We start from the raw sequence: 25,431 nt of genomic DNA, 5'->3' as shown, positions 1-25,431 counted from the left end.
CATAAATTTTATTTGTTATTTTTCATTTGCAGTGCCGCGGCTATAAATCCACGGAACAGGGGATGGGGTCTGTTCGGCCTTGATTTTAACTCGGGATGAGCCTGGGTGGCAACAAAAAACGGATGCTCCGGAAGCTCACACATTTCCACAATACGGCCGTCGGGAGACAGGCCGGAAAGCTTCATTCCATGGGAAGCCAGCAGGCCGCGGTAATCGTTGTTGACTTCATAGCGGTGTCTGTGCCGTTCGTAAATGGTTTCATCACCATAAAGGGCGAAGGCTTTGGAAGACTTGTCCAGAACACAGGGGTAAGAGCCCAGACGAAGAGTGCCTCCGATATCCTCCACGCCGTTCTGATCCGGCATAAGTGCTATTACGGGATGTGTGGTGGAGGGATCCAGTTCCACGCTGTGTGCATCCGAATAGCCAAGCACATTCCTGGCATATTCCACAATAGCCAGCTGCATGCCGAGACACAATCCCAGATAAGGGATATTATGGGTTCTGGCATAGGAAATTGCCTGGATTTTACCGTCGATTCCCCGATCGCCGAATCCGCCGGGTACAAGGATACCGTCCACGTCCGACAGATATTCATCCGCGTTGGCTTTGGTAACCAGTTCGGAGTCCACCCACTTGATATTCACATTAACCCGGTTGGAAATGCCTCCGTGCTTCAGAGCCTCTACAACGCTGATATAAGCATCATGCAGCTGGATATATTTTCCCACCAGGGCGATGGTGACCTCATCTTCCGGAGAGCGGAGAGCCTCCACCATGCTTGTCCAGTCTGTCAGATCAGGTTCTCTGTTTTCCAGACACAGGCATTCGCAGACCACATCGGCCAGATGTTCTTTTTCCATGGCAAGGGGAGCTTCGTAAAGATATTCCACATCCAGATTCTGCAGCACATGTGCACTGGGCACATTGCAGAAAAGAGCGATTTTATCCTTAATACCCTGATTCAAAGGTATTTCGCTGCGGCATACGATGATATCCGGCTGGATTCCCATTCCCTGCAGTTCCTTTACGCTGGCCTGTGTGGGCTTTGTTTTCAGCTCCTGGGAAGCGCGCAGATACGGAATTAAGGTTACATGGATTAAAATGACATTTTCGTGACCGGCCTCATGCTGGAACTGCCGGATTGACTCCAGAAAAGGCTGGCTTTCGATATCGCCTACCGTACCGCCGACCTCAATGATGGCAATTCTGGTATCGTCATCGGTAAAATTGCGGTAAAACCGGCTTTTGATTTCATTGGTGATGTGGGGGATGACCTGAACCGTACCGCCGCCGTAATCGCCCCTTCGTTCCTTCTGCAGGACGGACCAGTATATTTTGCCGGTGGTGACGTTGGAATTTTTGCCCAGGTTTTCGTCGATAAATCTTTCGTAATGCCCCAGATCCAAATCGGTTTCCGTGCCGTCGTCGGTGACAAAAACCTCACCATGCTGTATCGGGTTCATGGTTCCGGGGTCAATATTGATATACGGGTCGAACTTCTGCATGGTAACCTTATAACCACGTGCCTTCAGAAGCCGGCCTAAAGATGCGGCGGTGATACCTTTACCGAGTCCGGATACCACGCCTCCTGTAACAAATACGTACTTTACTGCCATAGCGTTCTCCATTCTGTCAAAAATAGGTTTATCAAGTTGCCTGCTCCCGGAAAAAGAAGGAGTAAATTAGAAAAGTACGCCCTGAAGCGTACCGGTTCCCCGCCCTTTATTATTGAAAACTCAATTTTAATATTATACAACGGAAAATGGGAAAAAATCTACCGTTTTCTGCAAAAAAATTAATAAATCTTTTATAGTTTGCCCCATAATTTCATAGAATTAATATTGATTTATATTCTTTCAAACTCTATAATAGGAAATGATTATCAGCATTTGTCCAGTTTCTTGAGAGGAGCTGTTAAAGAAAGGTTTTACATTATGGATAATAACAACTTAAATAATTATAACGGCGGCAATGGCTTTAACAACGGCCAGGGCGGCGGCCCGGGGAACGGGCAGGGAGGTCCGGGAGGAAGCGGACAGCCACCTAAGAAGCAGAACCTGCTGCTGCTGTTGGTTGCAGCATTGGTAACGCTGGTATGCATGAGCTTTTTTATGAAAATGCTCAGCGGGGTATCCAATCAGGAAATCACCTATAATGAATTCCTGGAAAAGGTGGATGCGGGAGAGGTCAAGAGCGTGGAAATCAACGATGACCAGATTAATATAGTTCCCAAATCCGAGGAAAGTGATAACCCCTTCGTGCGGGCCGAGGAAATCAACTATTATACGGGACGTGTGGAGGATGATACCCTGATTCAGCATCTGCTGGATAAGGGAGTGGAAATAAAGGGTGAAATTCCTGATAATTCAGGCTTCCTGCTTTCCATACTTCTTACCTATGTACTTCCTTTTGTAATTATTATTTTCCTGTTTAACTTCCTTATGAAAAGGATGTCCGGGGGCGGAGGCCCTATGGGAGTGGGAAAGAGCAATGCCAAGGTTTACGTACAGAAGGAAACCGGCGTAACCTTTAAGGATGTGGCAGGAGAGGACGAGGCCAAGGAATCTCTCGTGGAGGTAGTGGATTTCCTGCACAACCCAGGAAGATATTCCAAGATTGGAGCCAAGCTTCCCAAGGGAGCGCTTCTCGTAGGCCCTCCCGGAACCGGTAAAACCCTGCTTGCCAAGGCAGTGGCGGGGGAAGCCCATGTTCCGTTCTTTTCTTTGACCGGTTCTGATTTTATAGAGCTTTATGTAGGTGTGGGTGCTTCCCGTGTACGTGATTTGTTTAAGGAAGCTACTAAGAATGCGCCTTGTATTATATTCATCGATGAAATTGATGCCATCGGCCGGAGCCGTGATTCCAAATACGGCGGCGGGAATGAAGAGCGGGAACAGACACTGAACCAGCTGCTTTCTGAGATGGATGGCTTTGACAGTTCCAGAGGTATCCTGATTCTGGGTGCTACCAACCGGCCTGAAATCCTGGATAAGGCGCTGCTGCGTCCCGGACGTTTTGACAGGCAGATCATTGTGGATAAGCCAGACCTGAAGGGCCGTGTGGAAATTCTGCGGGTGCATGCCAAGGACGTTCTCATGGATGATACCGTGGATTTCGATGCCATAGCGCTTGCAACCAGCGGGGCTGTAGGCTCGGATCTTGCCAATATGATAAATGAGGCCGCTATCAATGCGGTGAAACAGGGCAGGGATTATGTCTGCCAGAAGGACTTGTTCGAGGCAGTGGAACAGGTGCTTGTAGGAAAAGAGAAAAAGGATCGTATCATGAGCAAGGAGGAACGCCGCATCGTATCCTACCACGAGGTGGGGCATGCGCTTGTGAGCGCTCTTCAGAAGAACTCCGAGCCCGTGCAGAAAATCACCATTGTTCCCAGGACCATGGGCGCGCTGGGATATGTAATGCAGGTGCCGGAGGAGGAAAAATTCCTCAACACCAAGGAGGAGCTGCATGACATGCTGGTAGGCCTGCTGGCAGGCCGGGCCGCGGAGGAGATTGTATTTGACACCGTTACTACGGGGGCTTCCAATGATATAGAGAAAGCCACTTCCATAGCAAGGGCCATGGTAACGCAGTACGGTATGAGCAAGAAATTCGGCCTGATCGGCCTGCAGACCGTGGAAAGCCAGTATCTGGACGGCAGAGCCGTGATGAACTGCTCCGATGTAACAGCGGCGGAGGTTGATTCCGAAGTCATGCGCATCCTGAAGGAATGCTATGAAAAGGCGCTGGAGCTGCTCAGCGGCAACCGTTCCGTTATGGACAAGATTGCTGAATATCTGATAGAAAAAGAAACCATAACCGGTAAGGAATTCATGAAGATATACCGCAAGGAAAAAGGAATTCCGGAACCGGAAGAGAATAGTACCGAAGAAACCAAATCCCGTATTTCTGAAAATGCCCGTCCGGAAGCTGCTGTAAATACGCAAGCCGCAGATTCCTCTTCGGAGGCCGGTGCCGCTCCTGCTGTACAGGAAATGCCCGCCGGACAGAAGACGCAGGACAATACGGAAGAGGAAATTGTTCCCAAACCGTGGGATCTTCATTTCCAACAGAGCCAGAATACAGGTTCTGCCGCTGATGACAGTGAAGCCAGGCCTTCCGGGGAAGGACAGAATAAGAATACCGGCAGCACCGGTCAGAGCGACTGGTGGAACAATTCCGAAAGCGGTATACCCGGACAGGATTTGAATTTTTTCCATACACAGGAATCAGGCTCCGGAAATCCTCCGTCTCAGCAGGCAGAAGAGGATAATACACAGCAGACGTCTGTGTCAGGCGGAACAACAGATTCTGAAGAAGAAAAAGGAAATGATGATACATCCAACGGCCCGCGCGGCCCGGTAGGAAGATTTTCCAATACCGTCCTTCCTCCTTCTGATAAGAAATAAATACAGTTACAGACAGGGATTCTTATGATATTCTAATATAAGAATCCCTTTTCACGTAAAAATAAGCAATAAATTATCCCCTCGCCGCCCGTTGCGACGGAGGACAATCGGAGTGAATAAATATGTTTGATTTTGAAGAAGAGTTAAAGAAGCTTCCGCCAAAGCCCGGCGTTTATATTATGCATGATAGTGAGGATACCATTATTTATGTGGGGAAGGCCATCAGCCTGCGGAACCGGGTGCGCTCTTATTTCCGGGAGAGCACGAATAAAAGCCCCAAAATAGAAAAAATGGTTACTAAAATTGCCAGGTTTGAGTATATTGTGACCGATTCGGAACTGGAAGCGCTGGTTCTGGAAAATAATTTGATTAAGGAGCACAGCCCCCGTTACAATACCATGCTTAAGGATGATAAAACCTATCCTTATATAAAGGTGACAACGGGGGAGGATTATCCAAGAGTCCTGTTTTCCCGGCAGATGAAAAAGGATAAATCCCGTTATTTCGGGCCCTTTACATCGGCGGCTGCGGTAAAGGATACGATTGAACTGATCAATAAGCTTTATAAGCTGCGGACATGCAGCCGGGTACTGCCGAGGGACTGCGGCATGGACAGGCCCTGCCTGAATTATCATATCGGCCAGTGCAGCGCGCCCTGCCAGGGAGGGATACCCAGGGAAGAATACCGGGAACAGGTGGATAAAGCGCTGGATTTCCTGAACGGCAATTTCAAGCCCATTCTTGCGGATTTGCAGCAGAAGATGGAGGAGGCTTCGGAAAATCTGGATTTTGAAGAAGCGATCCGATTCCGGGATCTGTATAACAGTGTGAAGCAGGTGGCGCAGAAACAGAAAATCACGGACAGCAACGGCGAGGATAAGGATATTATCGCCCTTGCCAAGGATGATAATGATGCGGTGGTACAGGTGTTTTTTGTGCGGGACGGCAAGCTGATCGGAAGGGAGCATTTTTATATGACCCATGTAGCGGACAGCAGCTCCGCCCAGATCCTGCTTGATTTTGTAAAACAGTTTTATGCCGGAACACCATTTGTCCCCAAGGAGCTGATGCTTCAGGAGGAGATTGAGGATGTGGAGGTACTGGAGCAGTGGCTGGGATCCCGCAGGGGCAGCCGCGTACATATCTGGGTGCCTAAAAAAGGAACGAAGGAAAAGCTGGTGGAACTGGCGGCAACCAATGCCGCGCTGGTACTCAGCAAGGACAGGGAGCGTATCAAGAGGGAAGAGGGAAGAACCATAGGCGCGGTGAAGGAAATATGCGGCTTGCTTTCCCTTCCGGAAATCAGCAGGATGGAAGCCTTCGATATCTCCAATATCAGCGGATTTGAAAATGTGGGCTCCATGGTGGTATATGAAAAAGGAAAGCCTAAACGCAGTGATTACCGTAAGTTCAAGATACGTACCGTCAGCGGGCCGGATGATTATGCCTGCATGAAGGAGGTTCTGACAAGAAGGTTCCTTCACGGAATGGAAGAAGCGAAGGAGCTTCAGGAAAAACAGCTGGAAAAAGAATTCGGCAGCTTTACCAAATTCCCGGATCTGATACTTATGGACGGCGGTAAGGGGCAGGTTAATGTGGCGCGCCAGGTCCTGGATGAGCTTCGTATAGAAATACCGGTATGCGGTATGGTAAAGGATGATAATCACCGTACGCGGGGATTGTATTATCAGAATAAGGAAATAGCGATTGATACCCGGGGAGAAGGCTTTAAGCTGATTACCAGGATACAGGATGAAGCCCACCGTTTTGCCATTGAATATCACCGTTCCCTGCGCAGCAAGGATCAGGTGCGTTCCGTGCTGGATGATATTCCTGGCGTTGGGCCTGCAAGGCGCAAGGCCCTGATGCGGCATTTTAAGTCGATAGATGATATCCGGAATGCGGAGGTTTCACAGCTGTCGGAGGTTGATGAGATACCGGTGAATATAGCAGAAGAGATCTATGCCTTTTTTCATGGGAAAAAAAGTTAAAGATGTCAATAATTTTATTTACAATAAATTGACTGTGTCAATAAATTATGCTAAGCTAGATATAGAAAATCGAAAGGAGTGTTATAAATGGCTCAGACAAATATTAATATCCGTATGGACGAGAATTTGAAACAGCAATTCGACTGGCTTTGCAGTGAACTCGGATTAAACATGACTACAGCTATTAACATTTTTGCGAAAACCATGGTGCGCCAGCAAAAAATACCATTTGAAGTTGCCCTTGATGTCCCCAACACTGAAACCCTTGCTGCGATTGATGATGTAAATCACGGGCGTAACCTCAGCAAGCCATTCCACAGTGTAACAGATCTTATGGAGGACTTAAATGCTTGAAGTAAGATATTCCGCTAAGTTTAAGAAGGATTATAAGACGGTTATCAAACGCGGCTATAATCCCCAGCTCCTGCAGGATGTCCTGGAAATGTTATGCAGCGGACAGATGTTGCTGCCCAAATTCAGGGATCATAATCTGTCGGGTAACTACGAAGGGCACAGGGAATGCCACATCACGCCTGATTGGCTCTTGATCTATAAGATTGAGCAGGAAATATTGACATTGACATTAACCCGGACCGGAAGCCATAGTGACTTATTTTAAACACGCCCTGAAGCCCCCAAGGTTCGGGGCGTCTTTTGTCAGCATACCTATATTTAAAACGCTCCGGGTGATTCAGGGGTATCTTGCCCTGCAGATGACTGCGGGTTTATATTCCCATGTATTGCCGGAAATCAAACAAAAAGAAATGCAAAGGATTACCGGCCTTTTCTGAATATTATGGCTGCGGATGAACAATTATAGTAAAAGAAGTAAATCTGCACCGCTGAAATCTATTCTTTTTTTCATGGTTCTGTGGTAAAATAAGCAAAGGTATACGTATGGCAGAGAATCCGGGGCCAGGTAAAAGAACCGGCCCGCTGCCTTCGCGAGAATAAAGGAAATTGGAGGACAAGGTATGTCACATGTGAATCTAACGCAGATCATCGAAAAGATGAAGCTGGAAAATCTGACGCCGGAAATTGATGTAAAGGGGATTAAAATCACCCAGCCGGACATCAACAGGCCTGCGCTGCAGATGGCGGGATATTTTGAGCATTATGAGGCCACACGCCTTCAGATTATCGGCTTCGTGGAATACACGTATATGGAATCCATGACGGAGGAAAGAAAGCAGAAAATTTATAATCAGCTGCTGTCCTATCCTATTCCCTGTATTGTATTTTCCAGAGAGCTTCATCCGGATCCCCTTTTCCTTCAAATCGCGAAAGAAAAGAACGTGCCTATTCTTATGACTAAAAAAGCGACCTCCGCTTTTATGGCTGAAATAATCCGCTGGCTGAACGTTATGCTTGCCCCCTGTATTTCCGTGCATGGTGTATTGGTGGATGTATACGGCGAAGGCGTGCTGATTACCGGTGAAAGCGGAATCGGCAAATCGGAGGCGGCTCTGGAGCTGATCAAGAGAGGGCACCGTCTCGTGTCTGATGACGTGGTGGAAATCCGCAAGGTGAGTGACGATACCCTCATAGGAAATGCTCCGGACATTACCAAGCATTTCATCGAACTGCGCGGTATCGGTATCATTGATGTGAAAACCCTGTTCGGTGTATCCAGCGTTAAGGATACGCAGTCCATTGATCTGGTCATCCGTCTGGAAGACTGGAATAAAGATAAAGAATATGACAGGCTGGGACTGGAAGAGGAATATACGGATTACCTGGGCAACAAGGTAGTCTGCCACAACATTCCCATCCGTCCGGGACGTAATCTGGCGATTATCTGCGAATCTGCGGCAGTCAACCACCGCCAGAAGAAGATGGGTTATAACGCGGCTCAGGAATTGTACACCCGTGTGCAGAATTCCCTGGCACGCAGAAGAGAAGAAGATGAGGAGGACGATTAAATCATGGCAAAATATTGTTTCGGGGTAGACGTGGGAGGCACCACGGTAAAGCTGGGCTGTTTTGATACGGAAGGAACCCTTCTGGAAAAATGGGAAATCCATACAAGGACAGAAAACAGCGGGGAGGCAATTCTTCCTGATGTGGCGGACAGCATTCTGGATAAAATGAAGGAAAGAGAAATTGCCAGAGAAGATGTTGTCGGTGTCGGCATCGGCGCTCCCGGGCCTATTGACGGGGAAGGAACGGTTTACAATGCGGTGAATTTAGGCTGGGGAACCTTCAGCATAAAGAACCGCCTGCAGAGCCTTCTGAATATTCCCGTGGAAGCCGGAAATGACGCCAATGTGGCGGCCCTCGGAGAAATGTGGAAGGGCGGCGGACAGGGACATAAGAATCTGGTGGCCGTTACTTTGGGAACCGGTGTGGGCGGCGGAATCATTGCAGACGGCAAGATCCTGTCAGGCACTACCGGGGCAGCAGGCGAGATCGGCCATATCCATGTGATGGACGGAGAGAGTGAAAGATGCAACTGCGGCAATTACGGCTGCCTGGAGCAGTATACCTCTGCCACCGGTATTGTAAGGCTGGCGAAGCGCAGGCTGGAGGAGGACGATAAGCCCAGCGTGCTGAGAAACAACCCGAATATTTCCGCAAAAGCAGTTTTTGATGCGGTAAAAGAAGGGGACGAGCTGGCAATTGAAGTGGCAGAGCGTTTCGGTGAAATCCTGGGTAAAGAGCTGGCAAATATTGCCGGAGTGGTGAACCCGGAAATTTTTGTTATCGGCGGCGGTGTATCCAAAGCGGGTCCGATTCTGCTGGATTTCATCCAGAAGAATTACATACCGTATGTATTTGCGGGAAGCCGCGGTGCGCTGTTTGCTTTGGCAACATTGGGAAATGATGCCGGTATTTATGGGGCTGCCAAGATGGTGCTGGACTAAAAATACCGGTATCGGCATAATATATTGATAAGTTTATATAACTATTCAGTCAGGTCTGCGCATTTACTGCGCAGGGACTGAACAGTTACATGTTTATGAGGAATGGGAGCAGCAGTGAGTAAAGCTTTTATAGATTTTTTGGAGAGTATTGTGGCGGCGGAAAATATCCTTCTGGAGGAACCGATGCATAAGCATACCACCTTTCGCGTGGGCGGCCCTGCAGAGGTATTCGTAACCGTCGAGAATAAGGAACAGCTGGAAAAGATTATCAAATACCTGAATCTTGTGGAAAGGCCCTATTTTATTCTGGGAAACGGAAGCAATCTTCTGGTAGGGGATAAAGGCTACAGGGGAGTCATTATCCGTCTGGGCGGGGAATTCAACATTCTGAAAACGGAAGGCACCCTGCTGACGGCAGGTGCGTCTGTTCTCCTTTCGGCGGCGGCCAGGGCGGCCATGGAAAACGGATTGACCGGGATGGAATTCGCATCAGGGATTCCGGGAAGCATAGGGGGAGGCGTCAAGATGAACGCCGGGGCCTATGACGGGGAAATGCGGCAGATCGTGGAATCCGTGCAGGTCATGTATAAGGACGGAAGCATCTTGGATCTGGATAATGAAACCATGGAGTTCGGATACCGCAACAGCGTGATCAAGAACAGGCCCTATGTGGTCCTTCAGGTAAGCCTGCGCCTTCAGCCGGGAAACAGGGAAGAAATTCTCGCCAGGATGAATGAGCTTGCTGCCAGAAGAAAGGAAAAACAGCCGCTGGAATTTGCCAGTGCAGGCAGTACCTTTAAACGGCCGGAGGGGTATTTTGCAGGAAAGCTTATTATGGACAGCGGGCTTAGGGGAGCCAGGATAGGCGGGGCACAGATCTCTGAGAAGCACTGTGGCTTTGTGATTAACGACGGCACTGCCACGGCTGCGGATATTGCCGAACTGATACAGGAAGTGAGTGAAACTGTAAAGGAGAAATTCGGCGTCACGCTGGAGCCGGAAGTAATTTTACTGGGAGATTTTTAAAAGTATACATGCATTTATGCGGAAAAAGAAACGAAAGCCTCCTGCGGGGCTTTTGCTTTCTTTTAGCCGGACAGGGTACAGGGGAGGAAGAACAGTGAGATTCGTTATTGTAACCGGGATGAGCGGCGGCGGGAAGAGCACGGCCATGAGGATGCTGGAGGATGTGGGATTTTTCTGTGTGGATAATCTTCCTGTGCCTTTGATTGAAAAATTCATGGAGCTGCTCGTGATGCCGGGAAATGAAATATCCAAAGCGGCGCTGGGGCTGGATGTGAGGGCGGATCAGTCCTTTGGGGACGCCATGAAAATACTGGACAGGATGCGGCAGAACGGCTTTATATTTGAAGTCCTTTTTATGGATGCTTCGGATTCCACACTGGTAAAACGCTATAAGGAAAGCCGGAGGGTGCATCCGCTGTGCACACCGGAGGACAGCCGGGTTGAGCACGGCATCTCCAAGGAACGGGAAATCCTGACGGAGATGAAAAAGAAGGCGGATTATATTATTGATACCTCCAAGCTTCTCACCCGGGAATTAAAGGAAGAAATAGACAGAATTTTTGTAAAGAATGGTGAATATAATAATCTCATCATAAGCATTATGTCTTTTGGTTTCAAACATGGGATTCCGGCGGATGCGGATTTGGTGTTTGACGTCAGGTTTTTACCCAATCCCTTTTATATTGATGAACTGAAGTATATGACGGGGAATGATAAAGGGGTACAGGAATATGTGATGGGCTTTCCGGAGGCAGGCCAGTTTATGGACAAGCTGGAGGATATGCTCCGTTTCCTGATTCCCAATTATATTAAAGAAGGAAAATACCAGCTGGTAGTGGCAATAGGCTGTACAGGCGGCAAGCACCGAAGTGTAACGCTGGCGAATGAACTGTACAAACGCATGAAGGATAAAGGAAATTATGGGCTAACCATCAGCCACAGGGATGTAAAATAAATTCCGGAGGCTGGCCTGTGCCGGGAGGGCTGGATATGTCTTTTTCAGGAGAAGTAAAGGAAGAACTGCAGAAGCAGGTGGCGGCGGCAAGGCACTGCCAGATAGCGGAGCTGGCCTCGATTCTGCATTTTTGCGGAAGTTACCGGGCGGCAGATGAAACTTATAATCAGGATGAAGAAAAGAAATCCTCTGCATTTTGTGAAATGCTTCTGATTCAGGCAGAAAATGAAGCTGTTATCAGAAAATGCTTTACATTATTGCAGAAAACATTTAATATAAATACTAGCGTGAATGAAAAACGCGTGGGAAAGAGCGGCAGACCGGGTGTAAACAGTGCAAGGATCAGGGCTTATGATATAGAACTGACGGATCCGGTTCAGATAAAGCAGGTGCTCCAGGCCACAAAGTTTATGGATAATGAGGGAATGCTCCGGGATATGAGAGCTCCTGTGAGCGCTATTCTCATTAAAAATTCATGCTGTCAGAGAGCTTTTTTAAGAGGCGCATTTCTGTCATCGGGTTCTATGAGTGACCCGGGAAAAAGCTATCACCTTGAAATTGTATGCACAAACCTTTTTCAGGCAGAACAGATCCAGACAATTTTACTTTCCTTCGAAGTGGAAGCCAGAATTGTACAGAGGAAAAAGTACCAGGTTGTCTATATGAAGGATGGTACGGGGATATCTGATTTCCTTAATATTGTCGAGGCCCATAAATCCCTGATGAACTTCGAAAACTACAGAATTGTAAAAGAAATGCGTAATTCTGTTAACAGAAGAGTAAATTGTGAAACGGCCAACATCGGTAAGACCGTGAATGCGTCAACGAGACAGGCAGAGGATATCCTGCTTCTTCAGGAAAAGTACGGATTTGAGAATCTTCCGGACGGCCTGAAGGAAATGGCGGAGATAAGACTCGCTTATCCTGATGCCCCTCTTCGTGAGTTAGGCGAATATCTGGATCCCCCCGTAGGTAAGTCAGGAGTGAACCACAGGCTTCGCAAGTTGAGTGAATTAGCCGATAATGTCAGGTCGCAGCAGGGGATAAATAGTTAAAGAAGTGGAAGGAAAGCAGTAAAAGGAGGAGTAATTTATGAAAATGAAAGCAGTCAAAATTCAGTTAAGCGGCGGACTGGAAGCAAGACCGGTTGCTATGCTTGTTCAGGTGGCCAGCCAGCATGACAGCACTGTTTATCTGGAATCAGAAGGTAAAAAGGTAAATGCAAAAAGTATTATGGGAATGATGAGTCTTGGCCTTGACAGCGGCGAGCTGGTGACCGTTATTGCAGACGGCCCCGACGAGGAAGTTGCGGTAGAGGATATTGCAAAGTATCTTTGCAGCGGCAAGAGCAACTGAATGGAATAAAGACTTTCAAATAAAGAGAAAAGGAGCATGCGTATGCTCCTTTTTTGAAGTTCCGAGGGGGCCATATAAGGAGAAATGTGAAGATGGCGAAGAAAAAAATGCTGTTTATTTATAATCCCAAGGCTGGCAAGGGACAGATTAAAAACAATCTCAGTGATATTATTGATATCTTTGTAAAGGCCGGAAATGAGGTCACCGTTTATCCTACGCAGTATGCGGGAGATGCCGTCAGAATGGCGGCGGAGAAGTCTAAAAAGTACGACCTCCTGGTCTGCAGCGGCGGGGACGGAACGCTGGATGAAGTGGTAACCGGCATTATGCAGAGCAACAAGCTGGTGCCTGTGGGTTACATACCGGCAGGAAGCACCAATGATTTTGCCAACAGCCTGGGAATCCCTAAAAATATGAAGGCAGCTGCGGAAACCGTGGTGGACGGCAGGCTGTTTGCCTGTGACATCGGCGCCTTTAATGACGATACCTTTGTTTATATTGCGGCTTTCGGGCTTTTCACCGATGTTTCCTATGAAACAAAACAGGAATACAAAAACGTGCTGGGGCACATGGCATATATACTGGAGGGCATGAAGCGCCTTCCCTCCATCAAATCCTACCAGATGAAATTCACCGCGGAGAATCTGGAGATCGAAGGGGACTTCATTTTCGGAATGATCACCAATTCCATGTCTGTCGGGGGCTTCAAAAGAATTACCGGCAAATATGTGGAGCTGGATGACGGCGAGTTCGAAGTGACGCTGATTAAGCGTCCCGCCAACGCCATTGAGCTGAACCAGATACTTACGGATCTGGTTAACCGAAATATAGACACGGATCAGATGTACTGCTTTAAGACGGCCTCCCTTCATATTGAGTCCGAAGAAGAGGTGCCCTGGACCCTGGACGGTGAGTTCGGCGGAAAGCATTATGTCGTGGATATGCAGAATCGGAAACAGGCGCTGGAAATACGGGTGCCCTGGACTCTGGAAGAGTAGGATTGCGTGAAAAGTTTAACTTTCTTTTTTTAAGAAGATGGGTTATAATAACACCAGTAAAGGGAATTTATTTTACAATTTAACGGAGGTAAATAAAATGTTAGTATCAGCTAAAGAAATGCTCGACAAAGCAAAAGCCGGCCACTATGCAGTAGGCCAGTTCAACATTAACAACCTGGAATGGACCAAAGCCGTTCTGCAGACAGCACAGGAACTGAATTCTCCTGTAATCCTGGGAGTTTCCGAAGGTGCTGGCAAATACATGTGCGGATATAAGACCGTTGTTGGCATGGTAAACGGAATGCTGGAAGAAATGAACATCACTGTTCCGGTAGCTCTTCACCTTGACCATGGCAGCTATGAAGCATGCTACAAGTGCATCGAAGCAGGATTTTCTTCCATCATGTTCGATGGTTCTCATTATGCAATCGAAGAAAACGTTGCAAAGACCAAAGAACTGGTTGCAGCAGCTCATGAAAAAGGAATCTCCATTGAAGCTGAAGTTGGATCCATCGGCGGAGAAGAAGACGGCGTTATCGGAATGGGCGAATGTGCAGATCCTAACGAATGCAAGATGGTTGCTGATCTTGGCGTTGATTTCCTGGCAGCAGGCATCGGCAATATCCACGGCAAATATCCTGCAAACTGGAAGGGACTTTCCTTTGAAACTCTGGATGCTATCCAGCAGCTGACAGGGGACATGCCTCTGGTTCTTCACGGCGGCACAGGTATTCCGGAAGACATGATCAAGAAAGCCATCTCTCTTGGCGTTTCCAAGATCAATGTTAACACCGAATGCCAGCTTTCCTTTGCAGCAGCTACCAGAAAGTATATTGAAGCTGGCAAGGATCTGGAAGGCAAGGGATTTGACCCTCGTAAGCTTCTGGCTCCCGGCGCACAGGCTATCAAAGATACCGTTAAGGAAAAAATGGAAATGTTTGGTTCTGTTGGTAAGGCTTGAGAATAAGCTTTGTCGGAATAGATTTGAAATAGTGAATAAAATGAGAGCGTTGGCTGAGAGGCTGGCGCTCTTTTTTGATCTACAATTTTTAAGCTTAATATGTGTTGACAGTTTATCTGTAAATTTGTTTAAAGGGCGAGAAATTGTTGATTGTAGAAGATGGAGGTTAATGTTATATTGAGCAGGTAAAATAAACAGGGAGCGGAGGTAGCGAAATGGGAGCAGCTAAAAAAACATTCTGGCAGCGTTTCAGAAAACAGGGCGCACTGCAGGTTTTTGTATTGGCGGGAATGGTATATTTGATAATTTTTAATTTGATCCCTATGTTTGGAATTATTATGGGATTTAAAGATTATTCCATAAGCAGCGGCGTGAAAGGAATTTTTACAAGCAGCTGGGTAGGACTTAAGTATTTTAAAGAATTTGTTACGGACTATAAATTTGGGAAACTGGTTCGCAATACAGTGGCGCTTAGTGTATTAAAACTGATCTTCACGTTTCCCCTTCCCATCATTTTTGCTTTGATGATTAATGAAATAAAGCATCTTAAATTCAAAAAAATCCTTCAGACCTGCAGTTATCTGCCGCATTTTATTTCATGGGTAATTATATCCAGTATATCTTATCAATTTTTATCGCAATCAGGAATTATTAATGTATTACTTACTAAGTTCCACTTAATAGAAAAACCTATTAAGTTCCTGACGGATGCTAAATTGTTCTGGGGACTGGCGGTGTCACTGGATATTTGGAAAGAGATGGGCTGGTGGACAATCATTTTTTTAGCTGCCATTGTAGGAATCAGCCAGGATTATTATGAAGCGGCACAAATTGACGGGGCAACAAGAATGCAGAGAATTATTTATATAACTCTTCCCTGTATTAAAAGTACAATCGTAGTTGTATTAATTATGACTATGGGAAATTTATTCGGAGGGGGCTTAAGCGGTTCTAATTTTGAACAGTGCTATCTTCTGGGAAACAATGTGAACTCAGATACTTCTTCTATTATACAGACTTATGTTTTTGATGTTGGTTTGGCACAGGGGCGTTACGCATATGCAACCGCGGTAGGATTAATCCAATCGGTTATTTCCTTGATTCTTATTTTTTCCAGTAACTTTGTTTCCAAGAAGCTGGCCGGTTCCGGATTATTTTAATGAGTTAAATAAAACTACACATAATTGGTGCAGATAGGAGATTATATGGAAAAAGCAACTGCAATTACCAGGAAAAAGATGAGAAAAAGCAAAGAGGACTGGATTCTCGATATTATCATTTATACATTGGCTGTTGTTATACTCTTTATTACTGTGTATCCTTTTTATTATGTCTTTATGCTGTCCTTTAATGAAGGATTGGATGCCAGTCTTGGAGGGATCTATTGGCTGCCCAGAAAATTTACCTTAACTAATTACAGCAAGTTTTTTACTGACTGGAAATGGGTGAGAGGTTTAGGGGTAACTGTGGCAAGAACCGTAATAGGGACTTTTTTGGGAGTACTTTTTACCACATTGGTGGCATATGGGATTTCCTTTAAGGATTTGATCGGCAGAAAAGCTTATATGACATTTATTATTATATGTATGTATTTCTCGGGAGGGATTATTCCTTATTATACATTACTGAGAGGACTGCATCTTATTGATACCTTTTGGGTTTATATTGTACCGGGAATGCTTAATCTGTTTTATATTACAATTGGTAGGACATTTTTTGAAGGGATACCCGATTCACTCAGAGAATCGGCTAAAATAGATGGAGCAAGCGAACTGCGGATTTTTGCAAAAATAATTATGCCTATTTCCAAGCCATTTATGGCTACACTGGCTTTATTTATCGGAGTGGCTCACTGGAATAACTGGTATGATTCTACATTTTTTGTAAAGACGAAGACGCTCCGGACACTGCCTTATCTGATGATGGAAATTATCAATCAGTTCCAGACGAATGCTGCAGATTTGAATGCGGCGGCGCATCAGAGTACAGGAACGACAAGTCTGTCCGTTCAGATGGCAGCAATGGTGATATCTGTGGTCCCGATTATTTTCATCTATCCATTCCTTCAAAAATATTTTGTTACGGGAATGATGGTAGGTGCGGTAAAAGAATAGAAAACAGGAGGGAAAGAAATGAAAAAGAAGTTATTTTCACTGTTACTTTGTGTTACCTGTATAGGAACCCTTCTTACAGGATGTCAGATGACTGACTCTACGGAAGGCGTATCAGCAGTCCAGGAAGAAAGCTCGGATGTAGCGAGTGAAGAAAACGATGCAGACAGCACTGCAGTTTCCAAAACTGCAAATGATGCTGTTAAATTGGATCTGTATATTGATTTTACATGGTTTCCTACGGATACCTGGACGGGTATTATACCTGAAACATTAACAGCAAACGGAGGGGTAACTTTTGATGTTACCCGTTCAGCCGATGACAGCCAGCTTGGCTTAATGATTGCATCTGGAGATTTGCCAGATGTTATTTTCACCTCAGATGAAATTGACAGACTTTGTGACAGCAATCTCTGCTGGAGTTATGACGAATTAATTGAAACATACGGTGTTGACTGGCAGCCGTCCCAGGATAGGATAGGAATCGCAAGAAGCCATAATGCCAATCCAGAGGATGAGCACTATTATACTATTATCCAGAATTACAATACAAATGAGGAATGGGAGAATGCCGAGGGCGTAGTACCTTCCATAGCCTGTGTATATTATAGGAAAGACATCTGGAGAGAGTTGGGAGAACCGGCTATGGATACCATGGAAGATCTGATAAATGTTTGTAAAATGGTAAGAGAAAAATATCCCGAGATGATGCCGGTAAATGCAGGCAGCCCCTCATGGAGGCTTACACCTTTTCAGAGTTGGACAGGAGCTGCAAGTGAATTTATATATACCGATGAGAGTCATACATCCGTTGCATATACAGATACAACTGCTGAATTTTATGATTATCTGAAATATGTTAATGAGATGTATAGAGAAGGACTCTTCTCTGAAGAGAATCTGGCTATTATCAATCAAGACGATGGAAAACAGCAGGCATTGAATGGAAAATGTTTTGTATATGAATGGAATAGCAGGCCTACGCAGCTGGCACAGCTGAATACTTCCACACAGGCGAATGTGGAAGGCGCTGAATGGGCTTCCATGCCGATTCCGGATGACGCTAAAACAATAGTAAGAACCAATGCAGGCTGGGCGGGAGTATTTATCTCCAAAAAGTGTAAGGATCCGGAAGCGGCAATTAAGATGATTGCCTATATGAACAGTACGGAGGGACAGCATCTTGCATTGTGGGGACGCGAAGGTATCGATTATGTTCTGGATGAAAAAGGAACACCCCAGTTTTCCGATGAATGGCTGGAGACTTCTAAGGATCAGGATCTTATGACCAGTAAATTTAATAATAATTATTTTATGTGCACTACCGAACTGGATGAAGCTTATACTTACTATTCAGGTGCGGATCCAGAGGTGATAGCAGATTTTTCCAAAAATTTGGATAAAGTGGTAAACTATCCAGAGCTTTCCATTGCGCTTCCTGTTTCCACTTCCGACATGGGAATCATACGCGCCAAGATTAAAGAGGCGAGAGAGGCGGAGCTTGTAAAGATTTATACTGCGGAGACGGATGAGGAATTTGAGGCTTCCTATAAAGATTATATGAGACTTCTGGATCAGATTGGTGTGCAGGAGCTTAACAAGTATATGACGGAAGAAACGGCAGATATCAAGACAAAATTTAATTTTTAGTTATCAGATGACCTAAAAAGGACACAGGCTATGGAATAGGTTCCATAGCCGTTCCTTTTTCACCGGCTAATATTAGTTACTGATTCCTGTAATCCGAAGGGGAAAGAGATTCATATTTTCTGAAAATCCTGCCGAACTGTGTGGAACTGTTGTAACCGACCTGGCGGGCTATTTCCTCAATGGAATAGTCCGTTTCCTTAAGCATCTTTTTAGCAGCCAGGATCCGTTCTTTATGGAGACAGGTCAGATATGACTGGCCTGTTGCTTTTTTAAAATAGGTACAGACATAATTGGGATGAAGACCTACTGCGTCGGATAAATCATCCAGAGATATGTCCTCACGGTAATGCTCTTTGATAAACGCCAGCAGCTGATTGGTCAGCATTTCATTGCCATTATCAGAATAATTTTCCTTGATCCGGGATTTTAGCTGCAGTATCTGAAGAATAATCTGTTCAGCCAGCCCAGCCTCACTTCCGATTGAACAGGGAGGTGCGGTAAGATGTGAAAAATCCTCAGAAATCCCCATATTTTCCAGATAAAGAATAATGTTCTGAAAAAAACTGATGTAGATCTGTTCCAGATAGGAGTCTGAAGGCTCATCTACCAAACGGAGCTTATGCATGTAATTCAGAAGGGCATAACGCATGGACTCAGTATCGTTTTTGGTGAATATCTGGATACAATCCTGATAAGAAAAGCAAGCGGTTCCGGTAAGGCCTTCATTGGAGCCAAACGCTTTTTTATAGAATATACGCTGACAGGAATTGGTATACAGATGATGAATTTTATGGATGGAATTAGAACTTATGCTGATTCCAAGAAGAAACTGACACCCCAGGATCTGATAAAGTTTATCCTGCAGATTTGACGGTTTCACAAAAAAGGTATCATGGTTGCAGATACAGATTAGCTGTTGTCTTTCATGTAAATAAAAACAACGGCATTGTTTATAATATAGTTTTAAGAGAACTTCCACCTGCAGAGTGTCCGCCTGTGGGGCTTCCAGAGAGGCAGTTATCACTGTAAAGTAGGTATAGGGGAATAATTCCTCCAGAATATCATCCGTCAGGAGCAGGTCAGATGCGGAAACATCATACAGCAACATCGTGAGAGTTTTCAGATAATAGGATTCTCTGGCCTCATCCAGTTCTTTTTTCCTGACTTCATAGGAATGTAGAATAACTTTTTTCAGGGATTCCTCATCAATAGGCTTCAGGATAAAATCAGATACATTATAGCGGAGAGCTCTTCTGGCATATTCGAAATCCGCATGGCTGGTTAAGATGACAATCTGGCTGGAAAGCCCCTGACTGCGGATATACTCAATCAGTTCAAATCCATCCATAACAGGCATTCTTATATCTGTAAGAATAAGATCGGGCGTATTCTTTTCCAGGAAAGACATGGCTTCAGGAACATTATTGGCAAGGGATACTTCTACGGGAAAGGATAAATCAAGTAACTCCTTAATCATAAAGCTGCAGCCATTCAGAATAATACGTTCATCGTCAACAATCAGAATCTGAAACATTTGCACTGCTCCTTTCAATAATAATGAGAGTTCGGGTAAAATGCTCATCCAGCTCCATATGGATAGAGGTATGTCCGTGATAAAAGATGCGCAGCCGCTCCTTAATGTTATATAGGGCGAAGCCATTATGGTTTCCTTTGAACGCTGACAGTTCCCTTTGACCGAATAAGAGTTCATTGATCTCAGTCAGTCTTTCCGGCGAAATTGTTTTGCCGGTATTGGATATCCGTATATAGATATTCACGCTGTCTTCATAGATGGAGACATCGAGTTCACAATTATCGAAGGTATCGGATACCCCATAGATAATGGAATTTTCCAGGATAGGCTGCAGGATAAAGGAAGGAATACGGATTTCGTTCAGGGTTTCATCGGTTTTGAAGGTGTAGTTCAGGCGCTCTCCGAAACGATATTTTTGTATTTTTAAATAATGCCTCGCGATTTCTATTTCATCTGCCATAGTAACAGCTTTGGAAGAAATAGACAGGGACTGTCTGATTAGTGCGGAAAGGGAAAATATCATATCCGCCACATCCCTGTCATGATTCTGCAGGGCGAGCATACGTATGTTTTCCAGTGTGCCATAAATGAAGTGCGGATGAATCTGCGCCTGCAGAGCCTGATATCGGGCATCCTGGCTCAAAAGCTCCATTTTCTGCACTTTGGACATAAGAGTAGAGTTTTCACGAATTAAATTGTTATAAGAATTTATCAAATGATGAAGTTCCTTATACTCCTGTTTGTATTTATCCGGTTCTTCCTGGTAAAGGGTAAGGTCATCCGGGCTGGAAGTACGGATATAAGTGGAAAAATCCAAAATCTGTCTGGATAAATCGGCTATATTCATAAAGAAACGTATGAGCAGGATTAGGAGCAGGCAGATAATCAGACTCAACAGTAAGGTGAGCAGATTATTGGGCTGTCCTGATAAATCACTCAGCTTTCCGGTAATACACAGTCTAAGATTGGTTTGGGGAATTGTGACCGTATTTGTGTATGTGTTTTTCAGAATAGAAGATGCTGCTGTATTTTCGGGCATAGATGAAATATCTTTATCAACGGAAAGAAGAGTATCTTCTGTACTGCTGTATATGGGATATCCATCTTTGTATACAGTAAATAAACCACCATGAAAAGAGGAATTATTTTCAAACTGATTAAAATACTCGGTGAGGATTTCAGGATTAAGCTTCAGCTCCAGATATCCGATAACATGATCATAATTATAGGCGTACATTTTTTGATAAGCATAAATATCAGGAACGTTTTTAGCAATCCCATTCACATTATCAACGGGAGTAATATGCCATAATATCTTGGTGGGTACAGAATCCATGAGCTTTTGTTTTTCATTATCATCCAAAGGTATGTCATCCAGAGGAAAAAATGGTTCCGCATAAAGCAATCCCGGTTTGCTGCTGTAGATCTTTATGGAATTGATAGATGCATTTCCATTCCGCAGATCCTCACACTGAACCCGGATGGATTTTTTAAGAGAGTAAAGCATTTCTCTTTTGTTAGAATAAACATCAAGATAGTAAATGATTTCAGGTATGCTTTCCAGAGATGAAAAAACATTATCCGCATTGGAAAAAGAGAGGTTCAGCTGTGAAAGGGAATTTTCCAAATATGTCTGTTGAATGGAAAGTGTGTTATTGATAAAGTATATGTTCAGTACAGCCAGATATATAATCCATAGTGAAATGGTAGGTATTATAATGGTAAGAAGAAACTGACGCAGGAACTTTATAATAATACTGGATTTACCCTTATGAAATTCATTTAGGAAATAAGAATTAATTTTTTTCATATGTGTATTTTAGCATAGAAAAAGGATAAAGCATACGGTGAAAATGATAAAGGAGGGGATGGAAATGAAGGAATTTCGGTTGGCTGCTGTTTTTTCCAGCCATATGGTTTTGCAGAGAGATAAAAAAGTTTGTGTGTTTGGGGAGGGCCCGGAGGGGGAAAAAGTAACAGTAGAATTTGCAGGACAGTTAATGGAAACCAGGATTAAAGAAGAACGCTGGCAGGTAATTCTGTCACCTATGAAAGCGGGAGTCCGGGGAGAATTGGTAGCGGTATGCGGAACCAGATACCATATTTTTACGGATGTGTGTGTCGGGGAAGTATGGCTTGCGGGCGGCCAGTCCAACATGGAGTACGAGTTATCACGGAGTGTGGGCGGCAAAGAGGCTTTGGCAGGGGAGGAGCCGGATGTACGGTACTATCAGGTGCCCAGGTTAAGCTGGAAAAATGATAATTTTTGTGAAGAGGAAGCAGCTTCAGCCTGGGAACTGTTCTCCGAAGAGAAGGCCGGGAAGTGGTCGGCTGTGGCATTTTATTTTGCCCAGCGTATCAGCAGGGAGTTAGGGGTTACGGTTGGAATTATCGGATGCAGCTGGGGAGGAACTTCCGCGGCTGCATGGGTACCGGAAAATGTACTTCAGGAGGATTCTGTTCTGCGTATTTATTGGGAAGAATATGAAGAAACTGTTGAAGGGGTATCACAGGAGCAGCAGCTCAGAGAGTATGAGGAATATGAAACATATTTCGAGCAATGGAACAGGAAAGCCATGGAATACTGGAGAAAATTTCCTGAACTTACCTGGCAGGAGGTGGAAAGAGACTGCGGAGACAGCCGATGGCCAGGACCTGTAAACTGTGTTCATCCATTCCGACCTTCAGGGCTGTATCATTGTATGCTGGAACGGGTTATGCCTTATACAATGAAAGGATTTCTCTACTATCAGGGAGAAGCCGATGAAGCAAGGGCTGGGATGTATGGCAGACTTTTAGGCAGGCTGATCGAACAGTGGAGGACAGACTGGGAGGAAGAGAATATGCCGTTTTTATTGGTTCAGCTCCCCGGATATCAGAATCCGCTCAGGGAGGATGACAGAAGCTGGTGTATAATCCGTGAGGCGCAGATGCAGGTTTTCCATACCATCAAAAATACAGGGATAGCGGTGATATTGGACTGCGGAGATAAGAACGAGATACATCCGGCAGACAAGCGGGAAGTAGGCAGGAGACTGGCTTTGCAGGCGCTCTGTGAAATATATGGGGTTATTGATAAAGAAGAAGCCTTCGGGCCGGTTTACAGGACCAGTTACCCCTGTGAAGATAAAATGGAAGTGGAATTTGATTATACCGGACGGGGTATACAGCTTCGGGAATATGGAGAAGAAGCTGCACCCTTCGAAATAGCAGGCGAAGATAAAATTTTCAGAAAAGCAAATGCAGAAGTAAAAGGAGGTAAGTTGCTGGTTTGGTCGGATGAAATAAAGATGCCGATGTATGTGAGATACTGCTGGCATAACTTTTCAGTACCTGTTGTATTTGGAATGAATGGGATACCTGCGGCTCCCTTTCGGACATCAAAAAATGATTAATTTCTACAGGATAAATTGACATTCACCGTCTCAGGCGTCTATAGTAAAAGAAAAGAAAATATACCGGAAAGGATGCGGAAAATGATACGGAAAATTACTTATGGAACGCCTTTTGATACCGAGGCGGTAACCGGTGTCTTTGAGGAATGGGCGGGTGAGCTGCCTTATTTTACACAGGAGGAAGGAAGAAAATTCTCCTATACCATGGAAGAAGAGGATATTGTATATGGCCTTGGGGAAAACGTGAGAGGAATCAATAAAAGAGGCTGGATATATGAGAGTAAATGCAGCGATGATCCTAACCACAGAGAAGATAAGCGTTCCCTGTACGGAGCCCATAATTTTCTGCTGGTGGATGGGAAGGAATGCTTCGGTGTGTTTTTTGACTATCCGGGGAAGCTTGTGTTTGACATCGGCTATACGGATCGGAATGTGATGACTGTGGAGGCGGAAGAAGGAAATATAGCTGTCTATATCATGGAAGGGGAAAATCCGGAGATGATTGTAAAACAGTTCCGCGGCCTGGTGGGGAGAAGCTACATCCCGCCGAAATGGGCATTCGGATATGGGCAGAGCAGATGGAGCTATATGAATGAAGATGAGATCCGGGAGGTGGTAAAAAAGCACAGGGAGGCAGGTATCCCGCTGGACAGCATTTATCTGGACATTGATTATATGGTGAAGTACAAGGATTTTACCGTCAATGAAGAGACGTTCCCGGATCTGGCTGGTTTTGCCCGTGAAATGAAGGATCAGGGGATTCATCTGGTTCCGATCATCGATGCCGGGGTGAAAATAGAAGAAGGCTATGATGTGTATGAGGAAGGGGTAAAGAACGGCTATTTCTGCAAGGAGGAGAACGGAGAGGAATTCGTGGCAGGAGTCTGGCCCGGCCGTGTCCATTTCCCGGACATGCTCAGGGAAGACACGAGAAAATGGTTTGGCGGAAAGTATAAGATCCTACTGGATCAGGGGATTGAGGGCTTCTGGAATGACATGAACGAGCCCGCCATTTTCTATTCGGAGAAGCATCTGAAGGAAGTATTTGAGAAGCTGGAGGATTTCAAGGGAATCAATCTGGACAATGAGGCCTCAGCCTCCCTGCATCAGCTGGTGGATGGGCTTAGCAATAATGAAGAGGATTACAAGCTTTTTTATCATGAGCATAAGGACGGAAGGGTGAGGCACGATAAGGTACATAATCTTTATGGTTATAATATGACCCGTGCGGCGGGAGAGGCCTTTGAGGAACTGGAGCCGGATAAAAGGATCCTCATGTTTTCCCGTTCCTCCTATATTGGTATGCACCGTTATGGCGGGATATGGACAGGGGATAACCTTTCCTGGTGGTCGCATATCCTTCTGAATCTGCACATGATGCCCTCTTTAAATATGTGCGGTTTCCTGTATACCGGAGCGGATTTGGGAGGCTTCGGAGCGGATGTGACCGAAGAACTGCTGATGCGCTGGCTGGAATTGGGGATTTTCACACCTCTTATGAGAAATCATTCGGCATGGGGGACCAGGCGTCAGGAGGTTTACCGTTTTACACAGACAGAGAGCTTCCGCAGAATCATTGAGCTGCGTTATGCCCTTCTGCCCTATATTTACAGTGAATACATGAAGGCGGCCCTGCATGATGAGATGATGTTCCGTCCGCTCTCCTTTGTATATCCTTCGGATCGGTCTGCACGCCGGGTGGAAGACCAGCTGATGGCAGGGGAAAGTATAATGATTGCGCCGGTATACGAGCAGAATGCCAGGGGGCGTTATGTGTATCTGCCGGAGCGTATGAAGCTGGTGCGTTTCAGAGGGCCTGAAGACAGAAAAGAAGAGATATTGGAAAAAGGCCATCATTATGTGGAAATAGCGCTGGATGAGGTGGTTTTCTTTATCCGTCCGGATCATCTGGTACCTGTGTCCCGCGGAGGCCAGTATGTGGAGCAGGTGGATTTTGATCATCTTGGGCTGCTTGGATTTGTGGAAGAAAGCGCTTCCTATGAGCTGTATGATGATGACGGTTATGGAAAAGATTATGAAAATCCCGGAAATTATACCAGGGTATATGTGAATAAAAATGGCGGAGTGAGCAGTACGGGAACGGACGGAAAGACGTTCGCACTGCTGTAGGAAGCAAAAACGGAGCCTGTGGCTCCGTTTTTGTTTGTATGAGAGGGC

20 protein-coding genes are annotated in these 25,431 nt (G+C 45.5%); 17 read left to right on the top strand and 3 right to left on the bottom strand.

What is annotated here, in order from left to right; all coding sequences use genetic code 11:
• Positions 1-8: 8 nt before the first annotated feature.
• The gene (locus tag BLA28_RS04570) at positions 9-1,619 is read right to left on the bottom strand and encodes a CTP synthase (protein WP_069156608.1); all 1,611 of its coding nucleotides are present in this window, start codon (positions 1,617-1,619) and stop codon (positions 9-11) included.
• Positions 1,620-1,937: 318 nt separating this feature from the next.
• Between BLA28_RS04570 and ftsH the strand changes: the two genes are divergently transcribed.
• The 15 genes from ftsH to BLA28_RS04490 all read left to right on the top strand — a co-directional run bounded on the left by ftsH (position 1,938) and on the right by BLA28_RS04490 (position 18,324).
• Positions 1,938-4,412, top strand: a complete 2,475-nt coding sequence (gene ftsH / locus BLA28_RS04565; RefSeq protein ID WP_071698891.1) for an ATP-dependent zinc metalloprotease FtsH — start codon at positions 1,938-1,940, stop codon at positions 4,410-4,412.
• A gap of 122 nt (positions 4,413-4,534) precedes the next feature.
• Positions 4,535-6,403, top strand: a complete 1,869-nt coding sequence (gene uvrC, locus BLA28_RS04560) for an excinuclease ABC subunit UvrC (RefSeq protein WP_069156155.1) — start codon at positions 4,535-4,537, stop codon at positions 6,401-6,403.
• Positions 6,404-6,490: 87 nt separating this feature from the next.
• Positions 6,491-6,757 carry a type II toxin-antitoxin system RelB/DinJ family antitoxin gene (locus BLA28_RS04555; RefSeq protein ID WP_069156154.1) on the top strand — a complete coding sequence of 89 codons (267 nt, stop codon included), beginning with the start codon at positions 6,491-6,493 and terminating at the stop codon, positions 6,755-6,757.
• Positions 6,750-7,022, top strand: a complete 273-nt coding sequence (locus tag BLA28_RS04550; protein ID WP_069156153.1) for a type II toxin-antitoxin system RelE/ParE family toxin — start codon at positions 6,750-6,752, stop codon at positions 7,020-7,022. Before BLA28_RS04555 ends, BLA28_RS04550 begins: the two co-directional genes overlap by 8 nt.
• Before the next feature lie 355 nt (positions 7,023-7,377).
• Entirely contained in the window at positions 7,378-8,325 is a 948-nt protein-coding gene (gene hprK, locus BLA28_RS04540; protein WP_009251561.1) for an HPr(Ser) kinase/phosphatase, read from the top strand.
• A gap of 3 nt (positions 8,326-8,328) precedes the next feature.
• Positions 8,329-9,267 (top strand): ROK family glucokinase, encoded by a 939-nt coding sequence (locus BLA28_RS04535; RefSeq protein ID WP_069156151.1) that lies wholly within the window; start codon positions 8,329-8,331, stop codon positions 9,265-9,267.
• Between the two features lie 114 nt (positions 9,268-9,381).
• Positions 9,382-10,293, top strand: a complete 912-nt coding sequence (gene murB / locus BLA28_RS04530; protein ID WP_176726804.1) for a UDP-N-acetylmuramate dehydrogenase — start codon at positions 9,382-9,384, stop codon at positions 10,291-10,293.
• Between the two features lie 94 nt (positions 10,294-10,387).
• Positions 10,388-11,248, top strand: a complete 861-nt coding sequence (rapZ, locus tag BLA28_RS04525; protein WP_009251558.1) for an RNase adapter RapZ — start codon at positions 10,388-10,390, stop codon at positions 11,246-11,248.
• A gap of 35 nt (positions 11,249-11,283) precedes the next feature.
• On the top strand, positions 11,284-12,303 hold the full coding sequence (whiA, locus tag BLA28_RS04520; protein ID WP_044969508.1) for a DNA-binding protein WhiA: 1,020 nt from the start codon (positions 11,284-11,286) through the stop codon (positions 12,301-12,303).
• 37 nt (positions 12,304-12,340) lie between these two features.
• Positions 12,341-12,604 carry an HPr family phosphocarrier protein gene (locus BLA28_RS04515; protein WP_009251556.1) on the top strand — a complete coding sequence of 88 codons (264 nt, stop codon included), beginning with the start codon at positions 12,341-12,343 and terminating at the stop codon, positions 12,602-12,604.
• Positions 12,605-12,696: 92 nt separating this feature from the next.
• Positions 12,697-13,602 carry a diacylglycerol/lipid kinase family protein gene (locus tag BLA28_RS04510; RefSeq protein ID WP_069156149.1) on the top strand — a complete coding sequence of 302 codons (906 nt, stop codon included), beginning with the start codon at positions 12,697-12,699 and terminating at the stop codon, positions 13,600-13,602.
• A 97-nt stretch (positions 13,603-13,699) separates the two neighbouring features.
• A complete protein-coding gene (gene fba / locus BLA28_RS04505; RefSeq protein ID WP_009251554.1) occupies positions 13,700-14,563 on the top strand; it encodes a class II fructose-1,6-bisphosphate aldolase in 864 nt (287 codons plus the stop codon).
• A 290-nt stretch (positions 14,564-14,853) separates the two neighbouring features.
• Complete coding sequence (locus BLA28_RS04500; protein WP_242955412.1) at positions 14,854-15,723, top strand: ABC transporter permease; 870 nt, start codon at positions 14,854-14,856, stop codon at positions 15,721-15,723.
• 45 nt (positions 15,724-15,768) lie between these two features.
• Positions 15,769-16,677, top strand: coding sequence for a carbohydrate ABC transporter permease (locus tag BLA28_RS04495; protein WP_207648273.1), 909 nt, complete (start codon positions 15,769-15,771; stop codon positions 16,675-16,677).
• A gap of 18 nt (positions 16,678-16,695) precedes the next feature.
• Positions 16,696-18,324 carry an extracellular solute-binding protein gene (locus BLA28_RS04490; RefSeq protein WP_069156147.1) on the top strand — a complete coding sequence of 543 codons (1,629 nt, stop codon included), beginning with the start codon at positions 16,696-16,698 and terminating at the stop codon, positions 18,322-18,324.
• Between the two features lie 76 nt (positions 18,325-18,400).
• Here BLA28_RS04490 and BLA28_RS04485 read toward each other — a convergent pair whose 3' ends face one another.
• Together BLA28_RS04485 and BLA28_RS04480 are read right to left on the bottom strand one after the other, a co-directional pair.
• A complete protein-coding gene (locus tag BLA28_RS04485; protein WP_069156146.1) occupies positions 18,401-19,858 on the bottom strand; it encodes a response regulator in 1,458 nt (485 codons plus the stop codon).
• Positions 19,836-21,668 carry a sensor histidine kinase gene (locus BLA28_RS04480; protein WP_069156145.1) on the bottom strand — a complete coding sequence of 611 codons (1,833 nt, stop codon included), beginning with the start codon at positions 21,666-21,668 and terminating at the stop codon, positions 19,836-19,838. Before BLA28_RS04480 ends, BLA28_RS04485 begins: the two co-directional genes overlap by 23 nt.
• A gap of 64 nt (positions 21,669-21,732) precedes the next feature.
• On the opposite strand from BLA28_RS04480, the gene BLA28_RS04475 reads away from it, so the two are divergent.
• Together BLA28_RS04475 and BLA28_RS04470 are read left to right on the top strand one after the other, a co-directional pair.
• Complete coding sequence (locus BLA28_RS04475) at positions 21,733-23,253, top strand: sialate O-acetylesterase (RefSeq protein WP_069156606.1); 1,521 nt, start codon at positions 21,733-21,735, stop codon at positions 23,251-23,253.
• An 81-nt stretch (positions 23,254-23,334) separates the two neighbouring features.
• Complete coding sequence (locus BLA28_RS04470) at positions 23,335-25,383, top strand: TIM-barrel domain-containing protein (RefSeq protein WP_069156144.1); 2,049 nt, start codon at positions 23,335-23,337, stop codon at positions 25,381-25,383.
• The last annotated feature ends 48 nt before the right edge of the window (positions 25,384-25,431 follow it).

Source organism: Eisenbergiella tayi, assembly GCF_001881565.1.
Classification (GTDB): Bacteria; Bacillota; Clostridia; order Lachnospirales; family Lachnospiraceae; genus Eisenbergiella; species Eisenbergiella tayi.
The sequence above is the reverse complement of the archived record's forward strand: the minus strand, read 5'-3'. Positions and strand labels throughout refer to the sequence as shown.